General features: G+C 62.3%; 26 protein-coding genes and 1 pseudogene. 17 read left to right on the top strand and 10 right to left on the bottom strand.

Annotated elements, in window-relative coordinates:
* Positions 1-37: 37 nt before the first annotated feature.
* Positions 38-1594 carry a phospholipase D family protein gene (locus K3F44_RS20315; RefSeq protein ID WP_220632858.1) on the top strand — a complete coding sequence of 519 codons (1557 nt, stop codon included), beginning with the start codon at positions 38-40 and terminating at the stop codon, positions 1592-1594.
* 41 nt (positions 1595-1635) lie between these two features.
* On the opposite strand, the gene K3F44_RS20310 is transcribed toward K3F44_RS20315, so the two are convergent.
* Both K3F44_RS20310 and K3F44_RS20305 read right to left on the bottom strand, forming a co-directional pair.
* Positions 1636-2775: an MFS transporter gene (locus tag K3F44_RS20310; RefSeq protein ID WP_181105892.1), complete on the bottom strand. Its 1140-nt coding sequence runs from the start codon at positions 2773-2775 to the stop codon at positions 1636-1638.
* Positions 2776-2904: 129 nt separating this feature from the next.
* Entirely contained in the window at positions 2905-4398 is a 1494-nt protein-coding gene (locus K3F44_RS20305; protein ID WP_101322896.1) for an aldehyde dehydrogenase, read from the bottom strand.
* A gap of 197 nt (positions 4399-4595) precedes the next feature.
* On the opposite strand from K3F44_RS20305, the gene K3F44_RS20300 reads away from it, so the two are divergent.
* Positions 4596-4955 carry a cupin domain-containing protein gene (locus tag K3F44_RS20300; protein ID WP_101322895.1) on the top strand — a complete coding sequence of 120 codons (360 nt, stop codon included), beginning with the start codon at positions 4596-4598 and terminating at the stop codon, positions 4953-4955.
* A 96-nt stretch (positions 4956-5051) separates the two neighbouring features.
* On the top strand, positions 5052-5258 hold the full coding sequence (locus K3F44_RS20295) for a hypothetical protein (protein WP_150572493.1): 207 nt from the start codon (positions 5052-5054) through the stop codon (positions 5256-5258).
* Positions 5259-5393: 135 nt separating this feature from the next.
* Here the strand turns inward: K3F44_RS20295 and rpmG are convergent, their stop codons facing one another.
* On the bottom strand, positions 5394-5549 hold the full coding sequence (rpmG, locus tag K3F44_RS20290) for a 50S ribosomal protein L33 (protein WP_021702025.1): 156 nt from the start codon (positions 5547-5549) through the stop codon (positions 5394-5396).
* An 11-nt stretch (positions 5550-5560) separates the two neighbouring features.
* A complete protein-coding gene (gene rpmB / locus K3F44_RS20285; RefSeq protein WP_101322893.1) occupies positions 5561-5797 on the bottom strand; it encodes a 50S ribosomal protein L28 in 237 nt (78 codons plus the stop codon).
* Positions 5798-6158: 361 nt separating this feature from the next.
* On the opposite strand from rpmB, the gene K3F44_RS20280 reads away from it, so the two are divergent.
* Entirely contained in the window at positions 6159-7751 is a 1593-nt protein-coding gene (locus K3F44_RS20280) for an ABC transporter substrate-binding protein (protein ID WP_220632857.1), read from the top strand.
* A 6-nt stretch (positions 7752-7757) separates the two neighbouring features.
* Here the strand turns inward: K3F44_RS20280 and radC are convergent, their stop codons facing one another.
* The gene (gene radC, locus K3F44_RS20275; RefSeq protein ID WP_220632856.1) at positions 7758-8438 is read right to left on the bottom strand and encodes a RadC family protein; all 681 of its coding nucleotides are present in this window, start codon (positions 8436-8438) and stop codon (positions 7758-7760) included.
* Positions 8439-8561: 123 nt separating this feature from the next.
* Between radC and coaBC the strand changes: the two genes are divergently transcribed.
* The 7 genes and pseudogenes from coaBC to K3F44_RS20240 all read left to right on the top strand — a co-directional run bounded on the left by coaBC (position 8562) and on the right by K3F44_RS20240 (position 14574).
* Complete coding sequence (gene coaBC, locus K3F44_RS20270; RefSeq protein WP_101322890.1) at positions 8562-9773, top strand: bifunctional phosphopantothenoylcysteine decarboxylase/phosphopantothenate--cysteine ligase CoaBC; 1212 nt, start codon at positions 8562-8564, stop codon at positions 9771-9773.
* Positions 9774-9778: 5 nt separating this feature from the next.
* Positions 9779-10234, top strand: a complete 456-nt coding sequence (dut, locus tag K3F44_RS20265; protein WP_150571449.1) for a dUTP diphosphatase — start codon at positions 9779-9781, stop codon at positions 10232-10234.
* Positions 10235-10371: 137 nt separating this feature from the next.
* A pseudogene (locus K3F44_RS20260) lies at positions 10372-11745 on the top strand (phosphomannomutase/phosphoglucomutase); the annotation flags it as partial.
* 29 nt (positions 11746-11774) lie between these two features.
* The gene (argB, locus tag K3F44_RS20255; protein ID WP_150571447.1) at positions 11775-12686 is read left to right on the top strand and encodes an acetylglutamate kinase; all 912 of its coding nucleotides are present in this window, start codon (positions 11775-11777) and stop codon (positions 12684-12686) included.
* 149 nt (positions 12687-12835) lie between these two features.
* A complete protein-coding gene (locus K3F44_RS20250; RefSeq protein ID WP_101322886.1) occupies positions 12836-13516 on the top strand; it encodes a CsgG/HfaB family protein in 681 nt (226 codons plus the stop codon).
* A 30-nt stretch (positions 13517-13546) separates the two neighbouring features.
* The gene (locus tag K3F44_RS20245) at positions 13547-13918 is read left to right on the top strand and encodes a DUF4810 domain-containing protein (protein ID WP_101322885.1); all 372 of its coding nucleotides are present in this window, start codon (positions 13547-13549) and stop codon (positions 13916-13918) included.
* Positions 13915-14574: a DUF799 domain-containing protein gene (locus K3F44_RS20240; protein WP_101322884.1), complete on the top strand. Its 660-nt coding sequence runs from the start codon at positions 13915-13917 to the stop codon at positions 14572-14574. Before K3F44_RS20245 ends, K3F44_RS20240 begins: the two co-directional genes overlap by 4 nt.
* Before the next feature lie 71 nt (positions 14575-14645).
* On the opposite strand, the gene pyrE is transcribed toward K3F44_RS20240, so the two are convergent.
* On the bottom strand, positions 14646-15287 hold the full coding sequence (pyrE, locus tag K3F44_RS20235; RefSeq protein ID WP_101322883.1) for an orotate phosphoribosyltransferase: 642 nt from the start codon (positions 15285-15287) through the stop codon (positions 14646-14648).
* An 81-nt stretch (positions 15288-15368) separates the two neighbouring features.
* Here pyrE and K3F44_RS20230 point away from each other — a divergent pair, with 81 nt between their 5' ends.
* Positions 15369-16148: an exodeoxyribonuclease III gene (locus K3F44_RS20230; RefSeq protein WP_101322882.1), complete on the top strand. Its 780-nt coding sequence runs from the start codon at positions 15369-15371 to the stop codon at positions 16146-16148.
* A 44-nt stretch (positions 16149-16192) separates the two neighbouring features.
* On the opposite strand, the gene rph is transcribed toward K3F44_RS20230, so the two are convergent.
* Complete coding sequence (gene rph, locus K3F44_RS20225; RefSeq protein WP_101322881.1) at positions 16193-16915, bottom strand: ribonuclease PH; 723 nt, start codon at positions 16913-16915, stop codon at positions 16193-16195.
* A 225-nt stretch (positions 16916-17140) separates the two neighbouring features.
* Between rph and K3F44_RS20220 the strand changes: the two genes are divergently transcribed.
* Both K3F44_RS20220 and gmk read left to right on the top strand, forming a co-directional pair.
* Entirely contained in the window at positions 17141-18004 is an 864-nt protein-coding gene (locus K3F44_RS20220) for a YicC/YloC family endoribonuclease (RefSeq protein WP_101322880.1), read from the top strand.
* 13 nt (positions 18005-18017) lie between these two features.
* Positions 18018-18647, top strand: a complete 630-nt coding sequence (gene gmk, locus K3F44_RS20215; RefSeq protein WP_101322879.1) for a guanylate kinase — start codon at positions 18018-18020, stop codon at positions 18645-18647.
* A gap of 34 nt (positions 18648-18681) precedes the next feature.
* Here the strand turns inward: gmk and K3F44_RS20210 are convergent, their stop codons facing one another.
* The 3 genes from K3F44_RS20210 to K3F44_RS20200 form a co-directional block, all read right to left on the bottom strand.
* On the bottom strand, positions 18682-20229 hold the full coding sequence (locus K3F44_RS20210; RefSeq protein ID WP_101322878.1) for an APC family permease: 1548 nt from the start codon (positions 20227-20229) through the stop codon (positions 18682-18684).
* Positions 20230-20338: 109 nt separating this feature from the next.
* Positions 20339-21112, bottom strand: a complete 774-nt coding sequence (locus K3F44_RS20205; protein ID WP_220632855.1) for a gamma-glutamyl-gamma-aminobutyrate hydrolase family protein — start codon at positions 21110-21112, stop codon at positions 20339-20341.
* Between the two features lie 4 nt (positions 21113-21116).
* The gene (locus tag K3F44_RS20200) at positions 21117-22499 is read right to left on the bottom strand and encodes a glutamine synthetase family protein (RefSeq protein ID WP_103435549.1); all 1383 of its coding nucleotides are present in this window, start codon (positions 22497-22499) and stop codon (positions 21117-21119) included.
* Positions 22500-22707: 208 nt separating this feature from the next.
* Here K3F44_RS20200 and K3F44_RS20195 point away from each other — a divergent pair, with 208 nt between their 5' ends.
* The 3 genes from K3F44_RS20195 (at position 22708) to spoT (ending at position 26271) form a co-directional block, all read left to right on the top strand.
* Entirely contained in the window at positions 22708-23583 is an 876-nt protein-coding gene (locus K3F44_RS20195) for a LysR family transcriptional regulator (protein ID WP_188036951.1), read from the top strand.
* 256 nt (positions 23584-23839) lie between these two features.
* A complete protein-coding gene (gene rpoZ / locus K3F44_RS20190) occupies positions 23840-24103 on the top strand; it encodes a DNA-directed RNA polymerase subunit omega (RefSeq protein ID WP_101322874.1) in 264 nt (87 codons plus the stop codon).
* Between the two features lie 59 nt (positions 24104-24162).
* A complete protein-coding gene (gene spoT, locus K3F44_RS20185) occupies positions 24163-26271 on the top strand; it encodes a bifunctional GTP diphosphokinase/guanosine-3',5'-bis pyrophosphate 3'-pyrophosphohydrolase (protein WP_101322873.1) in 2109 nt (702 codons plus the stop codon).
* Positions 26272-26288: the final 17 nt, after the last annotated feature.

Here is a 26288-nt window from a genome sequence, read left to right as displayed (position 1 = left end):
ATAGCACTCAGCCTTCTGCGCACAGGACGATTCATCCTTGAGACTTCAGCGAGCTTTGCCTCTCATGCTGGCGCTGCTGCTCGGCCTTTCTGGCTGCGCCAGCGTCAATCCGGTTCGTGAAGTCAGCCAGGCGCTACCGGCCAGTGATTCGGCCTTTGGCCGCTCGGTGCAGCGCCAGGCCGCGCCCTATGAAGGTCGCTCGGGCTTTCGCCTGCTGCCCAACAGCAACGAGGCCTTCCGCGCCCGTGCCGAGCTGATCCGCAACGCCCAGGCCAGCATCGACGTGCAGTACTACATCGTCCATGACGGCCTCAGTACCCGGGCGCTGGTGCATGAACTGCTGCAAGCCGCCGACCGTGGCGTGCGCGTACGGATTCTGCTCGACGACACCACCAGTGACGGCCTCGACACGCTGATGGCCACCCTCGCCGCCCACCCCAACATCCACATGCGCGTGTTCAATCCGCTGCACCTGGGCCGCAGTACCGGTGTCACCCGCGGCGTCGGCCGCCTGTTCAACCTGTCGCGCCAGCACCGGCGCATGCACAACAAGCTGTTTCTGGTCGACAACAGCATGGCCATTGTCGGCGGGCGCAACCTGGGCGACGAGTACTTCGACGCCGAGCCCAACCTGAACTTCACCGACATCGACATGCTCGGCGTCGGCCCGGTAGCCGAGCAGCTTGGGCACAGTTTCGACCAGTACTGGAACAGCGCCCTCAGCCGGCCGATCGGCGATTTCCTCTGGAGCATGCCGGATGCCGACGACCTGCGCGCCAGCCGCCGGCGTCTCGAGGTGTCACTGGCCGAGGCGCGGATCAAACGCAAGGCGTTGTATGACCGGCTGATGGCGTATCAATTGCAGCCGCGCCTGGACACTTGGCGCAACGAATTGATCTGGGCCCACAGCCAGGCGCTGTGGGACGCGCCGAGCAAGGTGCTGGCGCAGGACGAACCGGATCCGCATCTGCTGCTGACGCGGCAGTTGGCGCCGGACCTGAACAACGTCAAGCAAGAGCTGATTCTGGTGTCGGCGTATTTCGTCCCGGGTGAATCGGGGCTGGTGTATCTGACCAGCCGGGCTGACGCTGGAGTGTCGGTGCGGCTGTTGACCAACTCGCTGGAAGCCACTGACGTACCTGCGGTGCATGGCGGCTATGCGCCGTATCGGCGTGCCCTGCTCGAACACGGAGTGCAGCTGTTCGAGCTGCGCCGGCAGCCGGGTGATCCGAGTGCCGGGCGCGGCCTGAATTTCCATGGCGGTTCGGATTCGAGCCTGCACAGCAAGGCGATCGTGTTCGATCGGCACAAGACCTTCATCGGTTCGTTCAACTTCGACCCACGCTCGGTGTTGTGGAACACCGAAGTCGGCGTGCTGGTAGACAGCCCGGAGCTGGCCGAATATACCCGCGAGCTGGCCTTGCAGGGTATGGCGCCGGCGCTGAGTTATCAGCCGCTGCTGGAGGACGGCAAGATGGTCTGGGTGACCGAGGACAACGGCCAGCGGCATGTGCTGAGCAAGGAGCCTGGCGGCATGTGGCGGCGGTTCAATGCCTGGGTGAGCAAGGCGGTGGGGTTGGAGAAGATGCTTTGATTTGAGACCGCTGGGGGGCTGCGCGGCGGCTCCAGCCATCTTCAGTCAGGCACCGGCTCGAACGCCCCAGGCCGGCGCGTCAGCAGGACCAACCCCGCCGCCCCCAAGGCCATGATCAACGGCAATGCATGCCCACTGATCCACTGGCTGCCCGCCCCGGCCAACAGCGGCCCGAGCAGGCAACCAATGCCCCACAACTGCGCCACATGGGCGTTTGCCCGCACCAATTCATCATCGCGGTAGCGCTCGCCGATCAGGATCAGCGACAAGGTGAACAAGCCACCGGCACTGGCACCGAACAATACCCATAGCGGCCAGATCAACGCGGTCTCCATCAACAACGGAATCGCCAGGCTGGACACCATCAACGTCAGCGCACAACCACTGAACAGGGTGCGCCGCGACATCTTGTCGGCCAGCAGGCCAATTGGCAGCTGCAACACCGCATCACCGACCACCACTGTACTGACCATGAACAACGCCACCTCAGTGCTGAACCCCTGCTGCAGGCAATACACCGGTAGCAGGGTCAAGATCATCGCCTCGAACGCTGCAAACAAGGCAATCGCCCAGGCAATCACCGGCAGTCGGCGGCAGAATCCGAGCAGGTCGCGGAAGGTCACGCTGCACGCTTCGGTGGTCGGCGCACCGCCACGGCCAAACAGCAGCAACGGCGCAAGGATCAACAACCCGGTGGCCGCCCAGAAGCCAAAGTCATCATCCGAACCGAGCATACCCAGCACCAGCGGCCCCGCCAGCTGGCTCAAGGCGTAGCTGCTGCCATACAGCGCCACCAGCCGGCCGCGCCACTGCTCGACCACCAACTGGTTGATCCAGCTCTCGCCAAGGATGAACACCACCGTCAGCGACATACCGATGACCAACCGCAGCGCCAGCCACAACGGGTAGCTGGGCAGCAGCGCAACCAGGGCGATCGACAACGCTCCGCCCCACAGGCAAATGCGCATGGCGGCCGGCACGCCGACCCAGCCAGCCAGGCGGCTGGCCAGGCTGGCGCCGATCAGCACGCCCACTGCCGGCATTGCCGCCATCACGCCGATGGCGAAGCTCCCGTAACCCCAGGTTTCCAGGCGCAGCGACACCAGCGGCATGCTCACGCCCAGCGCGAGGCCGACGCTGAGCACTGAGGCCAGCACGGCAAAGTAGGTTGCCCAACGCATGACTGCCTCCCAGGCAGAATTGTCTTTCACCCAACAGCAGCGAAGCCCGCCCCCAAAGGCACGGCGCAGTCAGTGAGACTGACGCCGAACCGCCAGGAGCGGGCTTGCCCGCAGACGCTACCTAGAGGATTACAGCTTGATCCAGGTCGCCTTCAGCTCGGTGTACTTCTCCAGTGCGTGCAGCGACTTGTCACGGCCGTTGCCCGACTGCTTGAAGCCACCAAACGGCGCGGTCATGTCGCCGCCGTCATACTGGTTGACCCACACGCTGCCAGCACGCACGGCGCGAGCTGTCTTGTGCGCCTTGGAGATGTCCGAGGTCCAGATGCCTGCGGCCAGGCCGTATGGCGTGTCGTTGGCGATGGCGATGGCTTCTTCGGCGGTGTCGAAGCTGATCACCGACAGGACCGGGCCAAAGATCTCTTCCTGGGCGATCTTCATGGCATTGGTCACGCCGTCGAAGATGGTCGGCTGCACATAGGTGCCACCGGTTTCTTCAAGGATGCGCTTGCCACCGGCAACCAGCTTGGCGCCGTCCTGATGGCCGGCATCGATGTACGACAGCACGGTGTTCATCTGCTGGGTGTCGACCAGCGCACCGACTGTGGTGGCCGGGTCCAGCGGGTTGCCGGGGGTCCAGGCCTTGAGCGCTTCGACGACCATAGGCAGGAACTTGTCCTTGATCGAACGCTCGACCAGCAGACGCGAACCGGCAGTGCAGACCTCGCCCTGGTTGAAGGCGATGGCGCTGGCAGCGGCTTCGGCAGCGGCTTGCAGGTCCGGTGCGTCGGCGAAGACGATATTCGGGCTCTTGCCGCCGGCTTCCAGCCAGATGCGCTTCATGTTCGACTCGCCGGCGTAGATCATCAACTGCTTGGCGATCTTGGTCGAGCCAGTGAACACCAGCGTGTCGACGTCCATGTGCAGGGCCAGCGCCTTGCCTACAGTGTGACCGTAGCCTGGCAGCACGTTGAGAACACCAGCCGGGATACCCGCTTCAATTGCCAGCTGGGCAATGCGAATGGCCGTCAGCGGTGACTTCTCGGACGGTTTGAGCACCACCGAGTTACCGGTCGCCAGCGCTGGGCCGAGCTTCCAGCAGGACATCAGCAGAGGGAAGTTCCACGGTACGATGGCGCCGACCACACCAACCGGCTCGCGGGTCACCAGGCCAAGCTGGTCATGCGGGGTTGGCGCGACTTCATCGTAGACTTTGTCGATAGCTTCGGCATTCCAGTGCAGGGCTTGCGCCGCGCCGGGGATGTCGATGCTGGAGGAGTCGCTGATCGGCTTGCCCATGTCGAGGGTCTCGAGCAGGGCCAGCTCTTCGACATTGCTGCGCAGCAGCTCGGCGAAGCGGATCAGTTTGGCCTTGCGCTTGGCTGGCGCCAGACGCGACCAGACGCCAGACTCGAAGGTAGCACGGGCGTTTTCAACAGCGCGATCGGCGTCGGCCACGTCGCAGCTGGCAACCTTGGCCAGGAAGCGTCCGTCCACCGGGCTCAGGCAGTCGAAGGTCTGGCCGGAAACGGCGTCGGTATACTCGCCGTTGATGAAGGCGCGGCCTTCGATCTTCAGTTGCTGGGCACGCTGTTCCCAGTCTGCACGCGTCAGGGTGGTCATAGGAAACTCCTCCTCTTGTTAAGGTGCAGCGCCGCACTGAAGATTCTCGGGCGCTGGCAAAAATTCTGGCCGGGCGACAAGCGCACGCGGGCAGGAGTTACCCTAAACCAGCCCGGATAAACTATCAATATATTTGACACCAAAGGCCCAAACGCCTACAGATGTTAATTTTATTAAACAACAACAGGGTTTGACCGATGACCATCTCCAGCATTATCGACTTCGCCCAGGTCCTGACCGAAGCGGAACGCTACCGCCCGGCGGCCGAGAAAATCCTCAAGGGCGAGCCGGATCAGGCTGTCTACAACCACTACTCAAGCCCATGCGGTCAGTTTGCAGCGGGCGTGTGGGAAGGCGCGGTCGGCCAATGGACGGTGAGTTACACCGAACATGAGTACTGCGAGATCGTCCACGGCGTATCGGTGCTGCGTGACAAGGCCGGCGATGCGAAGACGCTGCGTGCAGGTGACCGATTCGTCATTCCGGCAGGCTTCCAGGGCACCTGGGAAGTACTTGAGCCCTGCCGCAAGATTTACGTGATGTTCGAGCAGAAGTAAGTCACGCCATGGCGTGCTGAACATGTACCGCAGCTCGGCAAGCGCTGCAGTGAATCATGCAAGCGTCCAATTTCGGACACTTCAAGGAGATTCACCATGACCACCGACATCGACATCCTCGGCCCTGCTCGTCACGTCATCGGCTCGCGTTATGTAGAAAGCGTCAAAGCCTACATTCTCGAGTTGACCGGCCTGCATATCGCAGTCGGCCCCAACGACATCAGCACCATGGATCTTCGCAGCGACCGCGTACTTATCCAGGCTGATGGCGACAACTGCATTACTGGCCTGGTGATTTCCTGAGCGCGCCGGGCAGGTCTTGAGCAAGGCGCTATAGCCGCAGACCAGCGCATTGCTTGAACGATATCTGCCCAGCCATTCAGGCAAAAAAAAACCCGCTTCCGTGAGGAAGCGGGTTTTTTTCGGTCGCCGGATCAATTACTTGATCTTGGCTTCCTTGTAGGTCACGTGCTTACGGACGACCGGATCATATTTCTTGATCTCGATCTTGTCCGGGGTGGTGCGCTTGTTCTTGTCAGTGGTGTAGAAGTGGCCAGTGCCAGCACTCGATACCAGACGGATCAATTCACGCATGATGCTCTCCCTTAAACCTTGGCGCCAGCACGGCGGATTTCAACCAGAACGACATCAATGCCGCGCTTGTCGATGATACGCATGCCTTTGGCGGAAACGCGCAGACGCACGAAACGCTTCTCGGACTCAACCCAGAAACGGTGGTGCTGCAGGTTTGGCAGGAAACGACGACGGGTTTTGTTGTTTGCGTGGGAAATGTTATTCCCAGTCACCGGACCCTTACCGGTAACTTGACAGACTCTCGACATGCCTCAGCCCTCTAAAACCACATGCCCAACCCGGCATGGGTTGGCCGCTTAATCTCTCAGTCTATGGCGCTAGGCGCCGTGTTTCCGGGGGTCTTATCAACCTGATCCGCTTTCGCGACAGAGCGAGCCCCTAGAAAAGAGCGCTGCTTTATATCAGAAAGACTCGACCACAACAACAGAAAATGACTTTCTGCAGCAGGCCAAGCGAGTGCGGCAAGCATAACGACTAGGGTTGCAGGCTGTCGACCGCTCGTCGCTACGTTTGTAAAAAAGGGTGTGGTCATTTGTCAGTTCGCACACTAGGGTAGGACATTTCCAGACTGCACCGGCAGATGGGTCACTGATCAGCCAAGGACTTTACATGCGCGCCGCCGCTCGTTCCCTGTTGTTTTCATCCAGCCTGCTGCTGGCCGGCCTCGCCCAGGCCGCACCACTGGTGGTGTGTACCGAAGCCAGCCCGGAAGGCTTCGACGTGGTGCAGTACAACTCGCTGACTACCACCAATGCCTCGGCCGACGTGCTGATGAACCGTCTGGTCGAATTCGATGCCAAGCAGGGCAAAGTGGTGCCAAGCCTGGCGCTGAGCTGGACGGTCTCGGCCGACGGTCTGGTGTACGACTTCAAGCTGCGTGACGACACCAAATTCCACAGCACCGCCTACTTCAAGCCAAGCCGGGCCCTGAACGCCGACGATGTGCTGTTCAGCTTCCAGCGCATGCTCTACCCCGCTCACGCCTGGCACAAGACCGCGCCCGGCGGCTACCCGCACGCGCAGTCGCTGCAGCTGGGTAGCCTGATCAAATCGATCGATGCCAGCGACCCGCACACCGTGCGCTTCACCCTGAGCCATCCGGATGCGACCTTCCTGGCCACCCTGAGCATGGGCTTTGCCTCGATCTACTCGGCTGAATACGCCGATCAGCTGCTCAAGGCAGGCACCCCAGAGAAGCTCAACACGCAACCGATAGGTACCGGCCCGTTCGTGTTCAAACGCTTCCAGAAGGACGCGCAGGTGCGCTACGAGGCCAACCCTGAGTACTTCGGCGGCAAACCTGCGGTCGGGCCGCTGATCTACGCGATCACCCCGGATGCCAATGTGCGCCTGCAGAAACTCAAGCGCAACGAATGCCAGGTGGCGCTTTCGCCCAAGCCGCTGGATATCACTGCGGCCAGCGAGGACGACAAGCTCAAGGTCGAGTCCACCCCTGCCTTCATGACCGCCTTTGTCGCCATCAACAGCCAGCATCCGCCGCTGGACAAGCCCGAGGTGCGTCAGGCGATCAACCTCGCCTTCGACAAGTCGAGTTATCTCAAAGCCGTGTTCGAGGGCACCGCAACCGCCGCCAACGGCCCTTACCCGGCCAACACCTGGAGTTACGCCAAGGACCTGCCTGGCTACCCGACCGACCTGAAAAAAGCCCAGGCGCTGCTGGCCAAGGCGGACCTGCCAGACGGCTTCAGCACCACCATCTGGACCCGCCCGTCGGGCAGCCTGCTCAACCCCAACCCCAACCTCGGCGCACAGATGCTGCAGGCGGACCTGGCCAAGATCGGCATCAAGGCCGAAATCCGCGTGATCGAGTGGGGCGAGCTGATCCGCCGCGCCAAAGCCGGTGAGCATGACTTGCTGTTCATGGGCTGGGCCGGCGACAACGGCGACCCAGACAACTTCCTCAGCCCGCAGTTTTCCTGCGCGGCGGTCAAGTCCGGGACCAACTTCGCGCGCTTCTGCGACAGCCGTCTGGACCAGCTGATCAACGCTGGCCGCACCACCAACGACCAAAGCGTGCGCAGCCGGCTGTATCAGCAGGCCCAGGCGCTGATCCAGCAGCAGGCTTTGTGGCTGCCGCTGGCTCACCCAACCGCCGCAACGTTGCTGGCCAAGGGTGTCGAGGGCTACCAGGTGAGCCCGTTCGGGCGGCTGGACTTCAGCAAGGTCTCGGTCACTCGCTAAGCATGATCAGCCGCTGATCCAGCCCTCCTCGGCCATGGACAGCGGCTCGCCCTCGCCGATGATCAGGTGATCGAGCACACGCACATCGATCAGCGCCAGCCCGCGTTTGAGAGTCATGGTCAGGTGCACATCATCCTGGCTCGGCTCGCTGCTCCCGGAAGGATGGTTGTGGCAGATGATCAGCGCCGCGGCGTTGTGCACCAGCGAGCGCCGGACTACCTCACGTGGGTACACGCTGGCCCGGTCGATGGTGCCGCGAAAGAGGATCTCGAACGCCAACGGCCTGTGCTTGGAGTCGAGAAACAGGCAGCCAAATACCTCACTAGGTTCATGGCGCAGCATCGATTTCAGGTAACGCCTCACTGCCATCGGGCTTTCCAGCGCGGGGGCACGTTCGATGGTGTCGTGCAGATAACGCCGCCCGGTCTCCAGCAGCGCCTGCAACTGCGCGTACTTCACCGGTCCCAGCCCAGGCTCACCGAGCACTGCGCTGCGTGGCGCCTCGAGAAACTGGCGAAGGCCGCCAAAGCGCACCAGCAAGCCGCGGGCAAGGTCGACGACATTGCGCCCGGCCACCCCCGAACCCAGCAGCACGGCGAGCAATTCGGCATCGGACAATGCGGCTGCGCCGCGCTGTAACAGCTTTTCTCGCGGCCGTTCGTCGACCGGCCATTCCCTGATGTTCATTACTGCTCCTTGAGTGCTGCTGCGGCGCGTTTAAGCCGTGTGTTAATCTATTTCGCTTCAAAAATGCGACGATCTGCCGCAGGCCCCATCGTCGTCATCCGCTTACTGAAAAAAGGCAAGCCTATGCAGCGGCTGTATCGCAAGCGCATCGTTCTCGGCGTCGGTGGCGGCATCGCCGCCTACAAGAGCGCCGAGCTGATTCGCCGACTCCTGGAACACGGCGCCCAGGTGCGCGTGGTGATGACCCACGGCGGTGCCGAGTTCATCACTCCGCTGACCTTGCAGGCGCTGTCTGGTCACCCGGTGCACATGGACCTGCTCGACCCTGCCGCCGAAGCGGCGATGGGCCACATCGAACTGGCCAAGTGGGCCGATCTGGTGCTCATTGCCCCAGCCACCGCCGACCTCATGGCGCGCATGGCCCAAGGCATGGCCAATGACCTGCTGACCACCCTGGTGCTGGCCACCGACGCCACCGTCGCCGTCGCCCCGGCGATGAACCAGGCGATGTGGCGCGACCCGGCGACCCAGGCCAACCTGGAACTGCTGCAAAGCCGTGGTATTCAGGTATTCGGCCCGGCCTCCGGCAGCCAGGCCTGTGGTGATGTCGGCCTTGGCCGCATGCTTGAAGCCACCGACCTGGCCTGGTGCGCCGCCGAGAGCTTCAAGCGCCAGGCACTGACCGGCAAGCACGTGCTGATCACCGCCGGGCCGACCCAGGAAAACATCGACCCGGTGCGCTACATCACCAATCATAGCTCCGGCAAGATGGGTTTCGCCCTGGCCGAAGCGGCTGCCGAAGCCGGGGCTCGGGTAACCCTGGTGACCGGCCCGGTGCACCTGCAGACCCCCGACCGGGTCAACCGGATTGACGTGGTAAGCGCGCGGGACATGCTCGCGGCGTGCGAAGCCGCTATGCCGTGCGACCTGTTCATCGCTTCGGCTGCGGTTGCGGACTACCGCCCGGAAGTAGTCGCCACGCAGAAGCTCAAGAAGGATCCTACGACCGGCGACGGCATGCTGCTGCAGATGGTGCGTAATCCGGATATCCTTGCGACCATTGCTGGCCGTGCCGACCGCCCGTTCAGCGTCGGCTTTGCCGCCGAGACCGAACACTTGCTCGATTACGCCACGCGCAAGCTCAAGGACAAGAACCTCGACCTGATCGTCGCCAATGATGTGGCCAACCCCAGCATCGGCTTCAACAGCGAGGAAAACGCCCTGACCGTGATCGACCGCCAGCAGCACCAGACCCTATTCGCGCAGACCAGCAAGGGCAAGATCGCCCGCCAGCTGGTTGCTTTTATCGCCGAACGACTCAAGCAGGTTCAATAAGTTACATGCACGCTCTTCAAGCCAAGATTCTCGATCCGCGCATCGGCGCCGAATTCCCCCTGCCGCAGTACGCCACGCCTGGCTCCGCTGGCCTGGACCTGCGCGCCATGCTGCAACAGGACACCGTTCTGGAGCCGGGCCAGACCCTGCTGATCCCGACCGGCCTGTCGATCTACATCGGCGATCCAGGCCTGGCGGCGTTGATCCTGCCGCGCTCGGGGCTGGGCCACAAACACGGCATCGTGCTCGGCAACCTGGTCGGCTTGATCGACTCGGATTACCAGGGCGAGCTGATGGTGTCGTGCTGGAACCGCGGCAATAGCGCTTTCACCATCAACATTGGCGAGCGTATTGCACAGCTTGTCCTGGTACCTGTGGTACAAGCGCATTTCGACATCGTCGAGGCCTTCGACGAGAGCCAACGTGGCGCTGGCGGCTTCGGTCATTCGGGCAGCCAATAACGGCCAGAGAACGATCGTTTGCGCCACGGATGGCGAACTCTCTGGCGAAAGTACCGTCCAAGCGTGCAGTTTGCGCCTACCCAGAAGCCTTAGACATTGGAGCTTTCCCAGAGATGAACGATATGGCCCAGCTGGTCCCTGCACTGCCTGAGAGCATCTTCCGCGCCTATGACATCCGCGGCGTGGTCGGCAAGACCCTGCACGCTGAAACCGCTTACTGGATCGGTCGTGCCATCGGCGCCCAGACCCTCGCTCAGGGCGAGCCGAATATCTCGGTTGGCCGTGACGGTCGCCTGTCCGGGCCGATGCTGGTCGAGCAACTGATCAAGGGCCTGGTCGAAGCCGGCTGCAAGGTCAGCGACGTTGGCCTGGTGCCAACCCCTGCCCTGTATTACGCCGCCAACGTGCTGGCCGGTACCTCCGGGGTGATGCTCACCGGTAGCCACAACCCGTCCGACTACAACGGTTTCAAGATCGTCATCGCCGGCGACACCCTCGCCAACGAGCAGATCCAGGCCCTGTTGACCCGCCTGAAAACAGATGACCTGAGCCGCGGCGAAGGCAGCGTCGAGCAGGTCGAGATCCTCCAGCGCTACCATCAGCAGATCGTCGGCGATGTGAAACTGGCGAAAAAACTCAAGGTAGTGGTCGACTGCGGCAACGGTGCAGCGGGCGTCAATGCCCCGCAACTGATCGAGGCCCTGGGCTGTGAAGTGATCCCGCTATTCTGCGAGGTCGACGGCAACTTCCCCAATCACCACCCGGACCCGGGCAAGCCTGAAAACCTGCAAGACCTGATTGCCAAGGTCAAGGAAACCGGCGCCGATATCGGCCTGGCCTTCGATGGCGACGGCGACCGCGTGGGCGTGGTGACCAACACCGGCAGCATTGTCTACCCCGACCGCCTGCTGATGCTGTTTGCCCAGGACGTGCTGTCGCGCAACCCAGGCGCCGAGATCATCTTCGACGTCAAATGCACCCGTCGCCTGACCCCGCTGATCGAACAGCACGGCGGTCGCGCGCTAATGTGGAAGACCGGTCACTCGTTGATCAAGAAGAAGATGAAGCTGACCGGTTCCTTGCTGGCTGGCGAAATGAGCGGGCACATCTTCATCAAGGAACGCTGGTTCGGCTTTGACGACGGCATCTACAGCGCCGCACGCCTGCTCGAGATCCTCAGCCAGGCCGAGCAGGACGCCGAGAGCCTGTTCGCTGCATTCCCGAACGACATCTCTACGCCGGAAATCAATATTGATGTGACCGACGAGGGTAAATTCAGCATCATTGATGCACTGCAACGCGACGCCGACTGGGGTGAAGCCAACCTGACCACCATCGACGGTGTGCGGGTCGACTACGCCAAAGGCTGGGGCCTGGTCCGCGCCTCCAACACCACGCCGGTGCTGGTGCTGCGCTTCGAAGCCGACAGCGAGGCCGAATTGCAACGTATCAAGGATGTTTTCCGCGCGCAGTTGCTGCGGGTTGCCCCTGACCTGCAACTGCCGTTCTGACCGATTATCCGTACCCACTGGAGCCCTGCATGACCCTCGATCGCGAAGCTGCCTCCCATGTAGCCGAAGTCTTGTCCGAAGCGCTGCCTTACATCCGTCGCTTCGTCGGCAAGACGCTGGTGATCAAGTACGGCGGCAACGCGATGGAGAGCGAAGAGCTCAAGACCGGCTTTGCCCGCGACATCGTGCTGATGAAAGCGGTCGGCATCAACCCGGTGGTAGTGCACGGCGGTGGCCCGCAGATCGGTGACCTGCTCAAGCGTCTGTCGATCGAGAGCCACTTCATCGACGGCATGCGCGTGACCGACTCGGCGACCATGGATGTGGTCGAGATGGTGCTCGGTGGCCAGGTCAACAAGGACATCGTCAACCTGATCAACCGCCATGGCGGCAGCGCCATCGGCCTGACCGGCAAGGACGCCGAACTGATCCGCGCGAAAAAGCTCAAGGTCAGCCGCCAGACGCCAGAGATGACCTCGCCCGAGATCATCGACATTGGCCACGTCGGCGAAGTGGTCGGGGTCAACACCGACCTGCTCAACATGCTGGTCCGCGGTGACTTCATCCCGGTGATCGCGCCGATCGGTGTCGGCGCCAACGGTGAGTCGTACAACATCAACGCCGACTTGGTTGCCGGCAAGGTTGCCGAAGCGCTGAAGGCCGAGAAGCTGATGCTGCTGACCAACATTGCCGGTTTGATGGACAAGCAGGGCCAGGTCCTGACCGGCCTGACCACCGAGCAAGTCAACGAGCTGATCGCCGACGGCACCATCTACGGCGGCATGCTGCCGAAGATCAAATGCGCACTGGAAGCAGTCCAGGGCGGCGTGCAGAGTTCGCACATCATCGACGGTCGCGTACCGAACGCGGTGCTGCTGGAGATCTTCACCGACAGCGGTGTAGGCACCTTGATCACCAACAGCAAGCGCGCTTTGGCCTGATTGTCGGGGCTGCTTTGCAGCCCTTCGCGGGCAAGCCCGCTCCCACAGGGCCAGCAGTGAATCCTGTGGGAGCGGGCTTGCCCGCGAAGGGCCGCAAAGCGGACCCGCAACACCCTTGCAAAAACTAATATCTACCCTGGAGAAAGCGCGTGAAATACGCATCACATGGACTCGTGCTGGCAGCCGTTCTGGCTGTCGGGTCCCTCGCCGGCTGCGCCACTGAAACGTCCAAAGCTGTTGCCGTGCAACAGGTCGAAAGCGTCAACCGCCCGTACAGCGGCCAACGCACCCCAATCGCTGTGGGCAAGTTCGACAACCGTTCCAGCTACATGCGCGGGATCTTCTCCGACGGCGTCGACCGCCTCGGCGGCCAGGCCAAGACCATCCTCATCACCCACCTGCAGCAGACCAACCGCTTCAATGTGCTTGATCGCGACAACATGGGCGAGATCCAGCAGGAAGCAACCATCAAGGGCATGGCGCAGAAGCTCAAGGGTGCGGATTTCGTGGTCACCGGTGACGTCACCGAGTTCGGCCGCAAAGAAGTCGGCGACCACCAGCTGTTCGGCATTCTTGGCCGCGGCAAGACCCAGATCGCCTACGCCAAAGTGGCGCTGAACATCGTCAATATCAGCACCTCGGAAGTGGTCTATTCGACCCAGGGTGCCGGCGAGTACGCCCTTTCCAATCGCGAGATCATCGGCTTTGGCGGTACCGCCAGTTATGACTCCACGCTCAACGGCAAGGTCCTCGACCTGGCCATGCGCGAAGCGATCAACAAGATGGTCGACGCGATCGACAACGGCCAATGGAAGCCTCAAGCCCGATAAGCTGAGCAGCACAACAAGGAAGACACCTTCATGAGCATCATCCCTCAAGGCTGGCGCCTGGTCGCCGGCGTTGTGCTGGGCAGCGTTCTGCTGACCGGCTGCGGCACCCCGCACAAACCACTGTATCAGTGGGAAAGCTACCAGCCGCAGGTCAACGAGTACTTCAAGGGCCAGGCCAAGGAAGAACAGGCCATCGCCCTTGAGCGCGACCTGGAGAAGATCAAGGCCAAGAATGGCGCCGTGCCGCCGGGTTACCACGCGCAGCTTGGGCTGATCTATTCCAGCCTGGGCAAGGACGACCAGATGATTCAGCAGTTCCAGACTGAAAAGGCCTTGTTCCCTGAGTCGGCCAAGTACATGGACTTTCTCATGAACAACGCGCGCAAAGGAGCCAAGCAATGATCAAGCGGATCACCCAACTGATCGTCGGCGCCTGCGTGCTGGCCTTGTTCGCCGGTTGCGCCGAGCGCCGCAGCGTGGACTACTCGGCGTACAAGCAGGCGCGGCCCAAGTCGATCCTGATTCTGCCGCCGCTGAACCAGTCGCCGGACGTCAAGGCCACCTACAGCATGCTTGCGCAGGTGACCTATCCGCTGGCCGAAGCGGGTTATTACGTAATGCCGGTGGCGCTGGTCGACGAGACCTTCCGCCAGAACGGCATGACTACGCCGTCGGATATCCATGAGCTGCCGACCAGCAAGCTGCAGGAGATCTTCGGCGCCGATGCCGGCCTGTACGTGACCGTGAGTGACTACGGCACCCGCTACATGGTGCTCAGCAGCGCGACCATCGTTACCGCCAGCGCCAAGCTGGTCGACCTGAAGACCGGCACCACGCTGTGGACCGGTAGCGCCACAGCGTCCAGTGAGGAAGGTCGGCAGAACCAGGGTGGCCTGATCGGCATGTTGGTGATGGCGGCGGTCAACCAGGTCATCAGCAGCGTGCAGGATGACGCCGGCTACCCGATTGCCGGCATGACCAGCGCGCGGTTGCTGTCACCGTATCCGAACGGCGGCATTCTGTATGGCCCGCGCTCGCCCAAGTACGGTACAGACTGAGTTCCGAGTGTGATTTACGCACTCTGAGGAATAAGCAGGGGGCCCGCGCAAGCACGGGCCCGGCTGCGGGATCAGATCCCGTATTGCGCGCGGTACGCCTCGACCGCTGGCAAGTGCTGCTTGAGCTGCGGATCGTCAGCGAGGAACTCGAGCACCTGGGTCAGCGAAACGATGCTGACCACCGGGATACCGAAGTCGCGCTCCACTTCCTGGATCGCCGACAGCTCGCCGTTGCCACGCTCTTCGCGGTTGAGCGCGATCAGTACGCCGGCGGCTTTGGCCTGCTGCGCGCTGATGATCTGCATCACTTCACGGATCGCGGTACCGGCGGTGATCACGTCATCGATGATCAGTACATTGCCTTCCAGCGGTGCGCCGACCAGGCTACCGCCCTCGCCATGGGCCTTGGCCTCTTTGCGGTTGAAGCACCACGGCACGTCCAGCTGATGCTGGTCGGCCAGGGCGACCGCAGTGGCCGAAGCCAGCGGGATGCCTTTGTAGGCCGGGCCAAACAGCACGTCGAAGGGGATTTTGCTGTCGACGATGGCCGCCGCGTAGCAACGTCCCAACTGCGCCAGTGCCGAGCCGCTGTTGAACAGCCCCGCATTGAAGAAGTACGGGCTGGTACGCCCCGATTTCAGGGTGAATTCACCGAAGCGCAGAACGCCGCGATCGATGGCAAAACGGATGAAGTCGCGCTGATACGGCTGCATGAAAAAGTCCCAGACACCACGGATTTAGCTAAATGAGTTGAGCTCGGGTATCATACACGCACGAGATTTTTGGGGCCATTTATGCGGATCATCAGTGTGAACGTTAATGGCATTCAGGCTGCAGCCGAGCGTGGTTTGCTCAGTTGGCTACAAGCCCAGAATGCCGACGTCATCTGCCTTCAGGATACCCGCGCCTCGGCCTTTGAACTCGACGACCCAGCTTTCCAGCTCGATGGCTATTTCCTTTATGCCTGCGATGCAGAGGTGCCCGCCCAAGGTGGTGTGGCGCTCTATTCGCGGATGCAGCCCAAGGCAGTCATCACCGGCCTGGGCTTCGAGACAGCCGACCGCTACGGACGTTACCTGCAAGCAGATTTCGACAAAGTCAGTATTGCCAGCCTGTTGCTGCCTTCGGGCATGAACGGCGACGAAGACTTGAACCAGAAATTCAAGTTGATGGACGATTTCGGCAAGTACCTGGACAAACAGCGGCGCAAGCGTCGTGAATACATCTATTGCGGCTCGTTCTACGTGGCGCAGCAGAAGCTCGACATCAAAAACTGGCGCGACAGCCAGCAGTCACCTGGTTTCCTGCCGCCCGAGCGGGCGTGGATGGATTCGATCGTGGGTGACATGGGTTATGTCGACGCGCTGCGTGAAGTCAGCCGCGAAGGCGATCAGTACAGCTGGTGGCCCGATAACGAACAGGCCGAGATGCTCAACCTGGGTTATCGCTTCGACTACCAGATCCTCACGCCAGGCTTGCGCCGCTTTGTGCGTAGTGCCCGCCTGCCGCGTCAGCCGCGGTTCTCCCAGCATGCGCCACTGATTGTGGACTATGACTGGACTCTGACGATCTGACATACACTGGGGCCGCTTTGCGGCCCCAGCGGTTACAACTGCAATCAGTCAGCCAAAGCCGCATTCTGCAGGTCGTAGATTTCGTTCATGCCTTTCTGCGCCAGCGCCAGCATGGCGTTGAAGTCTTCCGGCTGGAACGGTGCACCTTCAGCGGTACCCTGCACTTCGATGAAGCCACCCGCGCTGGTCATGACCACGTTGAGGTCGGTCTCGGCCGCGGAGTCTTCCAGGTAATCCAGGTCAAGCACTGCTTCGCCCTGATACATGCCTACCGATACAGCAGCGATCATGTGCTTGAGCGGGTTGCCGCCCTTGAGGCCGCCGCGCTTCTTGATCACCGCCAGGGCGTCGACCAGTGCAACCATGGCACCAGTGATCGAAGCGGTGCGGGTACCGCCGTCAGCCTGGATCACGTCGCAGTCGACGTACAGGGTGACATCGCCGAGCTTGCTCATGTCCAGCGCAGCGCGCAGCGAGCGGCCGATCAGGCGCTGGATTTCGAGGGTGCGGCCACCCTGCTTGCCACGGCTGGCTTCGCGCTGGTTACGCTCACCGGTCGCACGCGGCAGCATGCCGTACTCGGCAGTCAACCAACCCTGGCCCTGGCCTTTGAGGAAGCGCGGCACGCCGTTTTCGACGCTGACCGTGCAGATGACCTTGGTGTCACCGAACTCGACCAGTACGGAGCCCTCGGCGTGCTTGGTGTAGTTGCGGGTGATGCGGATCGAGCGGAGCTGATCGGCGGCGCGACCACTTGGACGTTTCATTTGGGATACCTGTACTGGGATTCGAATCTGCCGAGCATTATAAAGCCCGCAGCCCGGCGAGGACATGCCTATCGTCGCAGGCGCCAGCCTGTCGACTACTCCTAGCTGCGGCCAAGGCGATCGATGACATGGCCGAAATTGGGCGCGCAGCCCACTCTGCGTTACAATCGCGCGCCTTGCAGCCTGACCCGGCTGCCCCATCATTCTTATGCGAGGTAGTCCGCCATGGTGCACAGCATGACCGCTTTTGCTCGCGTCGAGCGCGCCGGCAGCCAAGGCACTCTGGTCTGGGAGCTGCGCTCGGTCAACCACCGCTACCTGGAGCCGCATCTGCGCCTGCCAGAAGCCCTGCGCGAGCTTGAAAGCGCGGTGCGCGAAGGCCTGCGCCAAGGGCTGTCACGGGGCAAGGTCGAATGTACCCTGCGCCTCAATGAAGACAGCACCGGCAAGCCGCTGCAGGTCGACCGCGAGCGCGCCGCGCAACTGGTCGCCGCCGCCGAAACCGTCGCCAGCCTGATCAAGCAGCCCGCGCCGCTGAACCCGCTGGAAGTGCTGGCCTGGCCCGGCGTGCTGGTGGCCGATGCCAGCGATCCGCAGGCCCTCAATGCCGAAGCCATCGCCTTGTTCGACGAAGCGGTGCAGGAGCTCAAGGCCGGTCGCCAGCGCGAAGGCCAGGAGCTGGCCCGGCTGATCAACGAGCGCCTCGACGGCATGACCACGGAAGTGACTACCCTACGCGCGCTGGTGCCGCAGATGCTGGCGGTGCAGCGGCAGAAGATCCTCGATCGCTTTCATGACATGCAGGCCGAACTCGACCCGCAGCGACTGGAGCAGGAGATGGTCCTGCTCGCGCAAAAAAGCGACGTCGCCGAGGAGCTGGATCGCCTCAACACCCACATCACTGAAGTGCGCCGGGTGCTCAAATCCGGTGGTGCTGCAGGTCGACGCCTGGATTTCCTCATGCAGGAACTCAACCGCGAAGCCAACACCCTTGGCTCCAAGGCATTCGACCCGCGCAGTACGCAGGCGGCGGTCAACCTCAAGGTGTTGATCGAGCAGATGCGTGAACAAGTACAGAACATCGAGTAAGGCCATCCCGACCATGAACCACTGCAGCGGCACTCTCTATATCATCTCGGCGCCATCTGGCGCGGGCAAGACCAGCCTGGTTACCGAACTCACGGCGATCACTCGGGAAGACACGCATATCCGCGTATCGGTCTCGCACACCACCCGTGCAATGCGACCGGGCGAAAAAGACGGGGTCAACTATCACTTTGTCGACCGCGAGCAGTTCCAGAGCCTGATCGACAAGGGTGACTTCATCGAGCACGCCGAGGTGTTCGGCAACTTTTACGGCACCTCCCGCAGCGCCCTGCAATCCACCCTGGACGAGGGCTTTGACCTGATTCTGGAAATCGACTGGCAAGGCGCCCAGCAAGTGCGCGAACTGATGCCTGATGCCCTGTCGATCTTCATCCTGCCGCCGAGCCAGGATGCGCTGCGCCAACGCCTGACCGGGCGCGGCCAGGACAGCGAAGAGATCATCGAAGGGCGCATGAAGGAAGCGGTCAACGAGATGGTTCACTACGACGAGTACGACTACGTGATCATCAATGATGATTTCGATGCGGCGCTGGCGGACATCAAAGCGGTATTCCGCTCCAATCGCCTGCTGCTTGCAAAGCAAAAGCAGCGCCATGGTGCGCTGCTCGAGCAATTGGTTGGCTGATCTGTCTTGGGGCCGATAGCGGCCCCAAATCACTTCACTCCTGCAGTTGCAGCTTGGCCTGCTGCTGCAAGGTGGCGCCGAGGAAGAACGCCGGCAGGCGCAGCCGCGACAGCAGCATCAGGCAGATGCCCAGCAGCGAGATGATCGCCGCAATCACGAACACCAGCCCCAGCCCACCCACATGCGAGCCGCTGCCAAAATCTGGCGAAGCGCTGTCGATTGCCGTGCGCACGAAGATCACCGACAGGATTGCGCCACCCAGCAACGGGCAGACGCCGCGCATGAGGAAGTGCCGCAGGCTGCTGAACAGGCTGCGGCGGAAGTACCAGACGCAGGCAAAGGCAGTCAGCGAGTAATAGAAGCAGATCATCATGCCCAGCGCGGTGATGGTGTCGGCCAGCACGTTCTCGCTGAGGGTACGCATGGTCACGTAGAACAGTGCTGCGGCAATGCCCGCGCAAATGGTGGCGTAGCGTGGCGTCTGCGAACGCGGGCAGACCTTGGCGAAACGCTTTGGTACCGCGCCGTAGTAACCCATCGCCAGCAACGTGCGCGCAGGCGAAACGAACGTCGACTGCAACGACGCTGCAGTACTGGCCAACACCGCAATCGACATGAGGATCGCCAACGGGCCCATGACCGGGCCGGCCAGGTGAGCGAAGACGTTTTCCTGAATGCGCGGATTACCCAGGCCCAGGCCGACATCACTGATCCCGGCGAACTGCAGCGTGGCGATGGCGGTGAGCAGATACAGGCAGAGAATCAACAGCACCGTCCAGGTCGCTGCCTTGCCCGGCACTTCATCGCTGCCGATCGACTCTTCACTGACGGTCAGGCATACGTCCCAGCCCCAGAAGATGAAGATCGACAACGACAAGCCCGCAGCGAACGCCGAGAACGACTCGACGCCGAAAGGGTTGAACCAGGCCAGGTCAAACGCCAGTGGTGGTGGCGCGGTGGTTTCGCCGAAGGCAGCAAAGGCGAAACCGATCAGCACCAGCAACTGCAAGGCCACCAGGCCGTACTGCACTGTCATGGTGGTGCCCATGCCGCGACAACAGATCCATACCGCCAGTGCGATGAACACGCAACAGGTGATGATGTTGATCAGCAGATTGTCGGCCAACGCGGCCAGCGATTGATCGCCAGTGATCTGCGCGAGGAACAGATAGAAGAAGTCCACCGCCACGCCGGCCAGGTTGGACAGCACGATGGTGGTCGCCACCACCAGGCCCCAACCGCCGATCCAGCCGATCATCGGACCGAACGCCCGGGCCGACCAGGTGAACGAGGTGCCGCTGTCGGGTTCTGCCGCGTTCAGCTCACGGTAGCCGAGGGCAACCAACAGCATTGGCAGGAAGCCGACAATGAACACTGCTGGCAGGTGTGCGCCGACCTCACGCACGGTCGGGCCAAGCGCGCCGGTCAGGGTGTAGACCGGGGCAATGGTGGAAATGCCCAGCACCACGCTGGCCAGCAAGCCCAGCCGGCCCTTGGCCAGGCCTTTGCTGGCGCGAGGGGCGCTGCCGTCTGAAGCGGCCGCCGCACCGGGCGGGCGGCCGTTGTCTGTGTTTTCGCTCATGAGTATTCGCCGTCGATATTGGTATTGTTTTCACAGACCGCTGAGGGTCCGCTTTCACTCATTGAAAGCTTGCTGTCGGGGGTGAGTCATCCGAGACCTTCGGCTGACGTCAGACTGTTTTCTGGCGTGAAACCTCCCGCACAGCATGGGCCTTGCAGGCCTCGCGAAACGCCTTGAACAGGCGCAGCGAGACCGGGTTTTCGGCGAAACGCCACTCCGGGTGCCACTGCACGCCGAGCACCAGGCCCGGCGCGCCCAGCATCGACACCGCTTCGATCAGGCCATCCGGGGCCCGTGCTTCGACACGCAGGCCAGCGGCCAGACGGTCGATCCCCTGACTGTGCAGCGAGTTGACCTCGAACTGCTCAGGCAGGCCAAAACGCTCGAACAGCCCGCCCGCCTCAGTGCGCACCAGATGCCGAGGGCCGTATTGCTCCTCCAGCGGCGCGTCCTGCGGTTCGCGGTGGTCGAGGTAACCGGGCAGCTCCTGCACGCGCTGGTGCAGGCTGCCGCCCAGGGCCACATTCAATTCCTGAAAGCCGCGGCAGATACACAGCACCGGCACGCCGGCGGCGATGGCTGCGCGCAGCAAAGGCAGGGTCAGGCGATCACGCGCCTGATCATGGCGGGTGCCGGCAACGCTGGCGGCGCCATTGTAGTGGTGCGGCTCGACATTGGAAGGCGAGCCGGTGAAAACGATGCCATTGAGGATCGATAGCAGTGCCAGCGGGTCGCTGCCGACATCGCGCGCAGGCAGGATCAACGGGATCCCGGCATAGCCGGCCGCCTCCACGTACTTGTCGCCAACGGTGTGCGAAGCATTCTTGCCGACCTGCTGGCGGCAGGCACTGACACCGATCAGAGGGACCACGTTTGCGCTCATGGGCTTACACCGTGTGCAGGTACCAGTTGTACTCGAGGTCGGAAATCGACACCTCGAACTCGGCCTGCTCGCTTTCCTTGCAGGCGACGAAAATGTCGATGTAGTCCGGGCTGATGTATTGGTTGAGGATCTCGCTGTCATCCAGCGCACGCAGGGCGTCGCGCAGGTTGTTCGGCAGGCTCTGTTCGAGCTGCTCGTAGGAGTTGCCCTCGATCGGCTCACCCGGCTCGAGCTGGTTGGTCAGGCCGTGGTGAATGCCGGCCAGGATCGACGCCATCATCAGGTACGGGTTGGCATCGGCACCGGCGACGCGGTGTTCGAGGCGCACTGCGTCACTGCTGCCGGTCGGCACGCGCACGGCCACGGTGCGGTTGTCCAGGCCCCAGCTCGGTGCATTGGGTACATAGAACTGCGCGCCGAAACGGCGGTACGAGTTGACGTTCGGGCAGAGAAACGCCATCGACGCTGGCATGGTTTCCAGCACGCCGGCAATGGCATGGCGCAGCGGCGCGCTTTCGAGCGGGTCTTCGCTGGTGAAGATGTTCTTGCCGGTCTTTTTGTCGAGCAGCGAGATGTGCACGTGCAGGCCGTTGCCGGCCTGGCCTGGATAGGGCTTGGCCATGAAGGTGGTGTCCATCTCATGGTCATAGGCGACGTTCTTGATCAGGCGCTTGAGCAGTATCGCGTAGTCACAGGCCTTCATCGGATCAGCAACGTGATGCAGGTTGACCTCGAACTGCGCCGGGGCGCTTTCCTTGACGATGGCGTCGGCCGGGATGCCTTGCTCGCGGGCGGCTTCGAGCATGTCCTGCAGGCAGTCGACGTACTCATCGAGGTCGTCGATCAGGTATACCTGGGTCGATTGCGGGCGCTTGCCGGAGATCGGTGAGCGTGGCGGCTGCGGCCGGCCGTTGAGGTTGTCCTGATCGATCAGGTAGAACTCCAGCTCGAACGCGGCGCAGATATCCAGGCCCAGATCGTCGAACTTGCTCACTACCTTGCGCAGCACCTCACGGGGGTCGGCGAAAAACGGCTCGCCTTCGATTTCGTGCATGGTCATCAGCAACTGCGCGGTCGGGCGCTTCTGCCATGGCTCGTAGCACAGGGTGCCAGGGATCGGATAGCAGACCCGGTCGGCGTCGCCGATGTCCAGGCCCAGGCCGGTGCTCTCCACGGTCGAGCCGTTGATATCGAGGGCGAACAGCGACGCCGGCAAATTGATGCCACGCTCGTAGACCTTGTGCAGGCTGGCACGCTCGATACGCTTGCCGCGAACCACGCCATTCATGTCGGAGATCAGCAGATCAACGTACTGGATGTCCGGATGCGCCTTGAGAAAGTCGGACATCTCGCTGGAAGTGCTGGCGCGCGGGTTTACCGACGTCATGGTGTACATCCTTTGGGTGTGGAGCGGCGATGTGGAGAGATACGGCTGGCGCCTCATGGGCGACGATGGATGCTGCTGTTGTTCTTTTCACTGTCCCATCGTGGGGATTGTCGGCCCGACGGGGTGCATTGATTCGCGCAGGCCGTTTCACTATAAAATGGCCTCAACGCAACAGACATTGGCATTTCGGCAAGCAGAGCGTGCACCAATGCAATATCAGATTACTCATGCCGACCTTTCGCTAGTCTTGGCACTTGAGCGCGGTCGCTCGCTGGCCAAGGCCGCAGAGCTACTCAAAGTCGACGTTTCGACGGTGTTCCGCTCGATTCGCCGCCTGGAGTCGGCGTTGGGCACCGCGCTGTTCGTCAAAAGCCGCAAAGGCTACCTGCCCACCGACACTGCCCAGGCCCTGGCCGAGCAGGCTGAACGTGCCGAGCTGGCACTGGAAGCGGCAAGGATTGCCCTGACCAGCGGTGAGCAGGTGGTCAGCGGCACGGTGCGCCTGACCTGCACCGAGGCCGTTTTGCACAGCCTGCTGCTGCCGGCACTGGCGACGTTCATGCCCAATTACCCGGCGCTGTCGCTGGAGCTGGGCACCTCGAACACTTTCGCCAACCTCAGCCGGCGCGACGCCGACATCGCCCTGCGCCTGACCAACAACCCGCCGGAGCATCTGGTCGGACGCTGCCTGGGCTCGACCTCCTACGTTATCTGCGGCCATGCCGCCCTGCGCGAGCGGCTCGAGCAGTCGGTCAGCAGCGTGGCCTGGATCGCGCCGGATGACTCGATGCAGGACCACCCCACGGTGGTCTGGCGCAACCAGCAGTATCCCGGCCTGAACCCGCGCTACCAATGCAGCGGCATGTCGACCATCGCGCAGCTGGTGAGCACCGGCCTGGGCGTGGCGGCGCTGCCCGATTACATGGTCCACGACATGCCTGATGTCGAGGCGCTGAGCGCACCGCTGGCAGGCTGCGACACGCAGTTGTGGCTGCTGACACGCCCCGATTGCCGTGCGCTGCGCTCAGTGCAGACGCTGTTTGAGGAGCTGACCCCACATTTGCGCGCAGCATTGTTGCGATAAGCCGTTTGCGGCTGTTGTATTGCAGCCCCGGAAACCGTTATCGTCAGCGCTATCGAGGCGTCTGAAACGGTGCTTTCGCGCTGCGGGCCGGCCTTTGCGGGCCAGGCCAAAGCGGCATGATCGAGGCGGTTTCAGGACTGACGGGCAAGGCTGGCTATAAAACAGCCCTTCCCTATTGGCTGGTGATTTTTTAAACTACCCAGTCCACCGCCCATTATGGGCTGTACGCCCTACCGCATTGCTACTGAGGAAGACCATGGCCCGCGTAACTGTAGAAGACTGCCTGGAACACGTGGATAACCGCTTTGAGCTGGTCATGCTCTCCACCAAGCGCGCCCGTCAGCTGGCCACCGGTGGTAAAGAGCCACGCGTTGCATGGGAAAACGACAAGCCTACCGTTGTTGCCCTGCGCGAAATCGCTGAAGGCATCATCACCAACGAATTCTTGGCTGCCGAAGAGATCGTCACCGAAGATCCGGTATTCGCCGCGTTCGAGGACGAGTCCAACGAGGCTGTCTGATTGATGCCAGGTCGACGTCGCGCGGCAACCGGACTTCTTCCTCGGCAGGAGGTATACCCATGCCGAGCATAGACACCCTCGCCGAACGGCTATCGACCTACCTCGGTCCGGACCAGGTCAACCTGGTTCGGCGAGCCTATTTCTACGCCGAACAGGCGCACGATGGGCAGCGCCGCCGCAGTGGCGAACCCTACGTGACTCACCCGCTGGCAGTTGCCGGCATCCTCGCCGACATGCACATGGACCATCAAAGCCTGATGGCGGCCATGCTGCACGATGTGATCGAAGACACCGGCATCGCCAAGGAAGCCCTCAGCCAGCAGTTTGGCGAGACGGTGGCCGAGCTGGTCGATGGGGTCAGCAAACTGACCCAGATGAACTTCGAGACCAAGGCCGAGGCGCAGGCCGAAAACTTCCAGAAGATGGCCATGGCCATGGCGCGGGATATCCGCGTGATCCTGGTCAAGCTCGCCGACCGCCTGCACAACATGCGCACCCTGGAAGTGCTGTCGGGCGAAAAACGCCGACGCATTGCCAAGGAAACCCTCGAGATCTACGCTCCGATTGCCAACCGCCTGGGCATGCACAATGTGCGCGTAGAGTTCGAAGACCTTGGCTTCAAGGCGATGCACCCGATGCGCTCGGCGCGCATCCACCAGGCAGTCAAGCGCGCCCGCGGCAACCGCAAGGAAATCGTCGCCAAGATCGAACAGTCCCTGGCCAATTGCCTCGGCAGCGACGGCATCCAGGGCGAGATCAGCGGCCGCCAGAAACACCTCTATGGCATCTACCGGAAGATGCGCGGCAAGCGTCGCGCCTTCAACGAGATCATGGACGTGTACGCGTTTCGCATCGTCGTCGACAAGGTCGACACCTGCTACCGCGTGCTCGGCGCTGTGCACAACCTGTACAAGCCGCTGCCGGGGCGCTTCAAGGATTACATCGCGATCCCCAAGGCCAACGGCTACCAGTCGTTGCACACGACCCTGTTCGGCATGCACGGCGTTCCCATCGAAATCCAGATTCGCACCCGCGAAATGGAAGAGCTGGCCAACAACGGCATCGCTGCGCACTGGCTGTACAAGTCCAACGAGGAAGAGCAGCCCAAGGGCAGCCACGCCCGCGCCCGTCAGTGGGTCAAAGGCATCCTCGAGCTGCAGCAACGTGCCGGCAACTCGTTGGAATTCATCGAGAGCGTGAAGATCGACCTGTTCCCGGACGAGGTCTACGTGTTCACCCCGAAAGGGCGAATCATGGAGCTGCCCAAAGGCTCCACCGCTGTCGACTTTGCCTACGCGGTGCACACCGACGTCGGCAACAGCTGCATTGCCTGCCGCATCAACCGCCGCCTGGCGCCATTGTCCGAGCCCTTGCAGAGCGGCTCGACGGTGGAAATCGTCAGTGCCCCGGGCGCACGGCCGAACCCGGCCTGGCTCAACTTCGTGGTCACCGGCAAGGCGCGCACGCACATCCGCCACGCGCTCAAGCAGCAGCGCCGCTCCGAGTCGATCAACCTTGGCGAGCGTCTGCTGAACAAGGTATTGACCGGCTTCGACAGCAGCCTGGAAAAGATCCCGCAGGAACGTATCCAGCCGATCCTCAACGAGTATCGCCTGGAAGTCATCGAAGACCTGCTCGAAGACATCGGCCTGGGCAATCGCATGGCCTACGTGGTCGCCCGTCGGCTGCTCTCGGCCGAAGGCGAACAGCTGCCAAGCCCGGAAGGCCCGCTGGCCATCCGCGGCACCGAAGGCCTGGTGCTGAGCTACGCCAAATGCTGCACACCGATCCCGGGCGACCCGATCGTTGGCCATCTGTCGGCCGGCAAAGGCATGGTCGTGCACCTGGAAGACTGCCGCAACATCAGTGAAATCCGCCACAACCCGGAGAAGTGCCTGCAGCTGTCCTGGGCCAAGGATGTCACCGGCGAATTCAACGTCGAGCTGCGCGTCGAGCTTGAGCACCAGCGCGGCCTGATTGCCTTGCTCGCCAGCAGCGTCAACGCCGCCGACGGCAACATCGAGAAAATCAGCATGGACGAACGCGATGGCCGCATCAGCGTGGTCCAGCTGGTGGTCAGCGTGCACGACCGCGTGCACCTGGCTCGTGTGATCAAGAAGTTGCGCACCCTGACCGGCGTGGTCCGCATCACCCGCATGCGTGCGTAAATCCGCCAACCGCAAGG

The organism is Pseudomonas sp. S07E 245, assembly GCF_019599025.1.
Classification (GTDB): Bacteria; Pseudomonadota; Gammaproteobacteria; order Pseudomonadales; family Pseudomonadaceae; genus Aquipseudomonas; species Aquipseudomonas shirazensis.
This window is presented reverse-complemented; position numbering and strand designations above follow the sequence as displayed.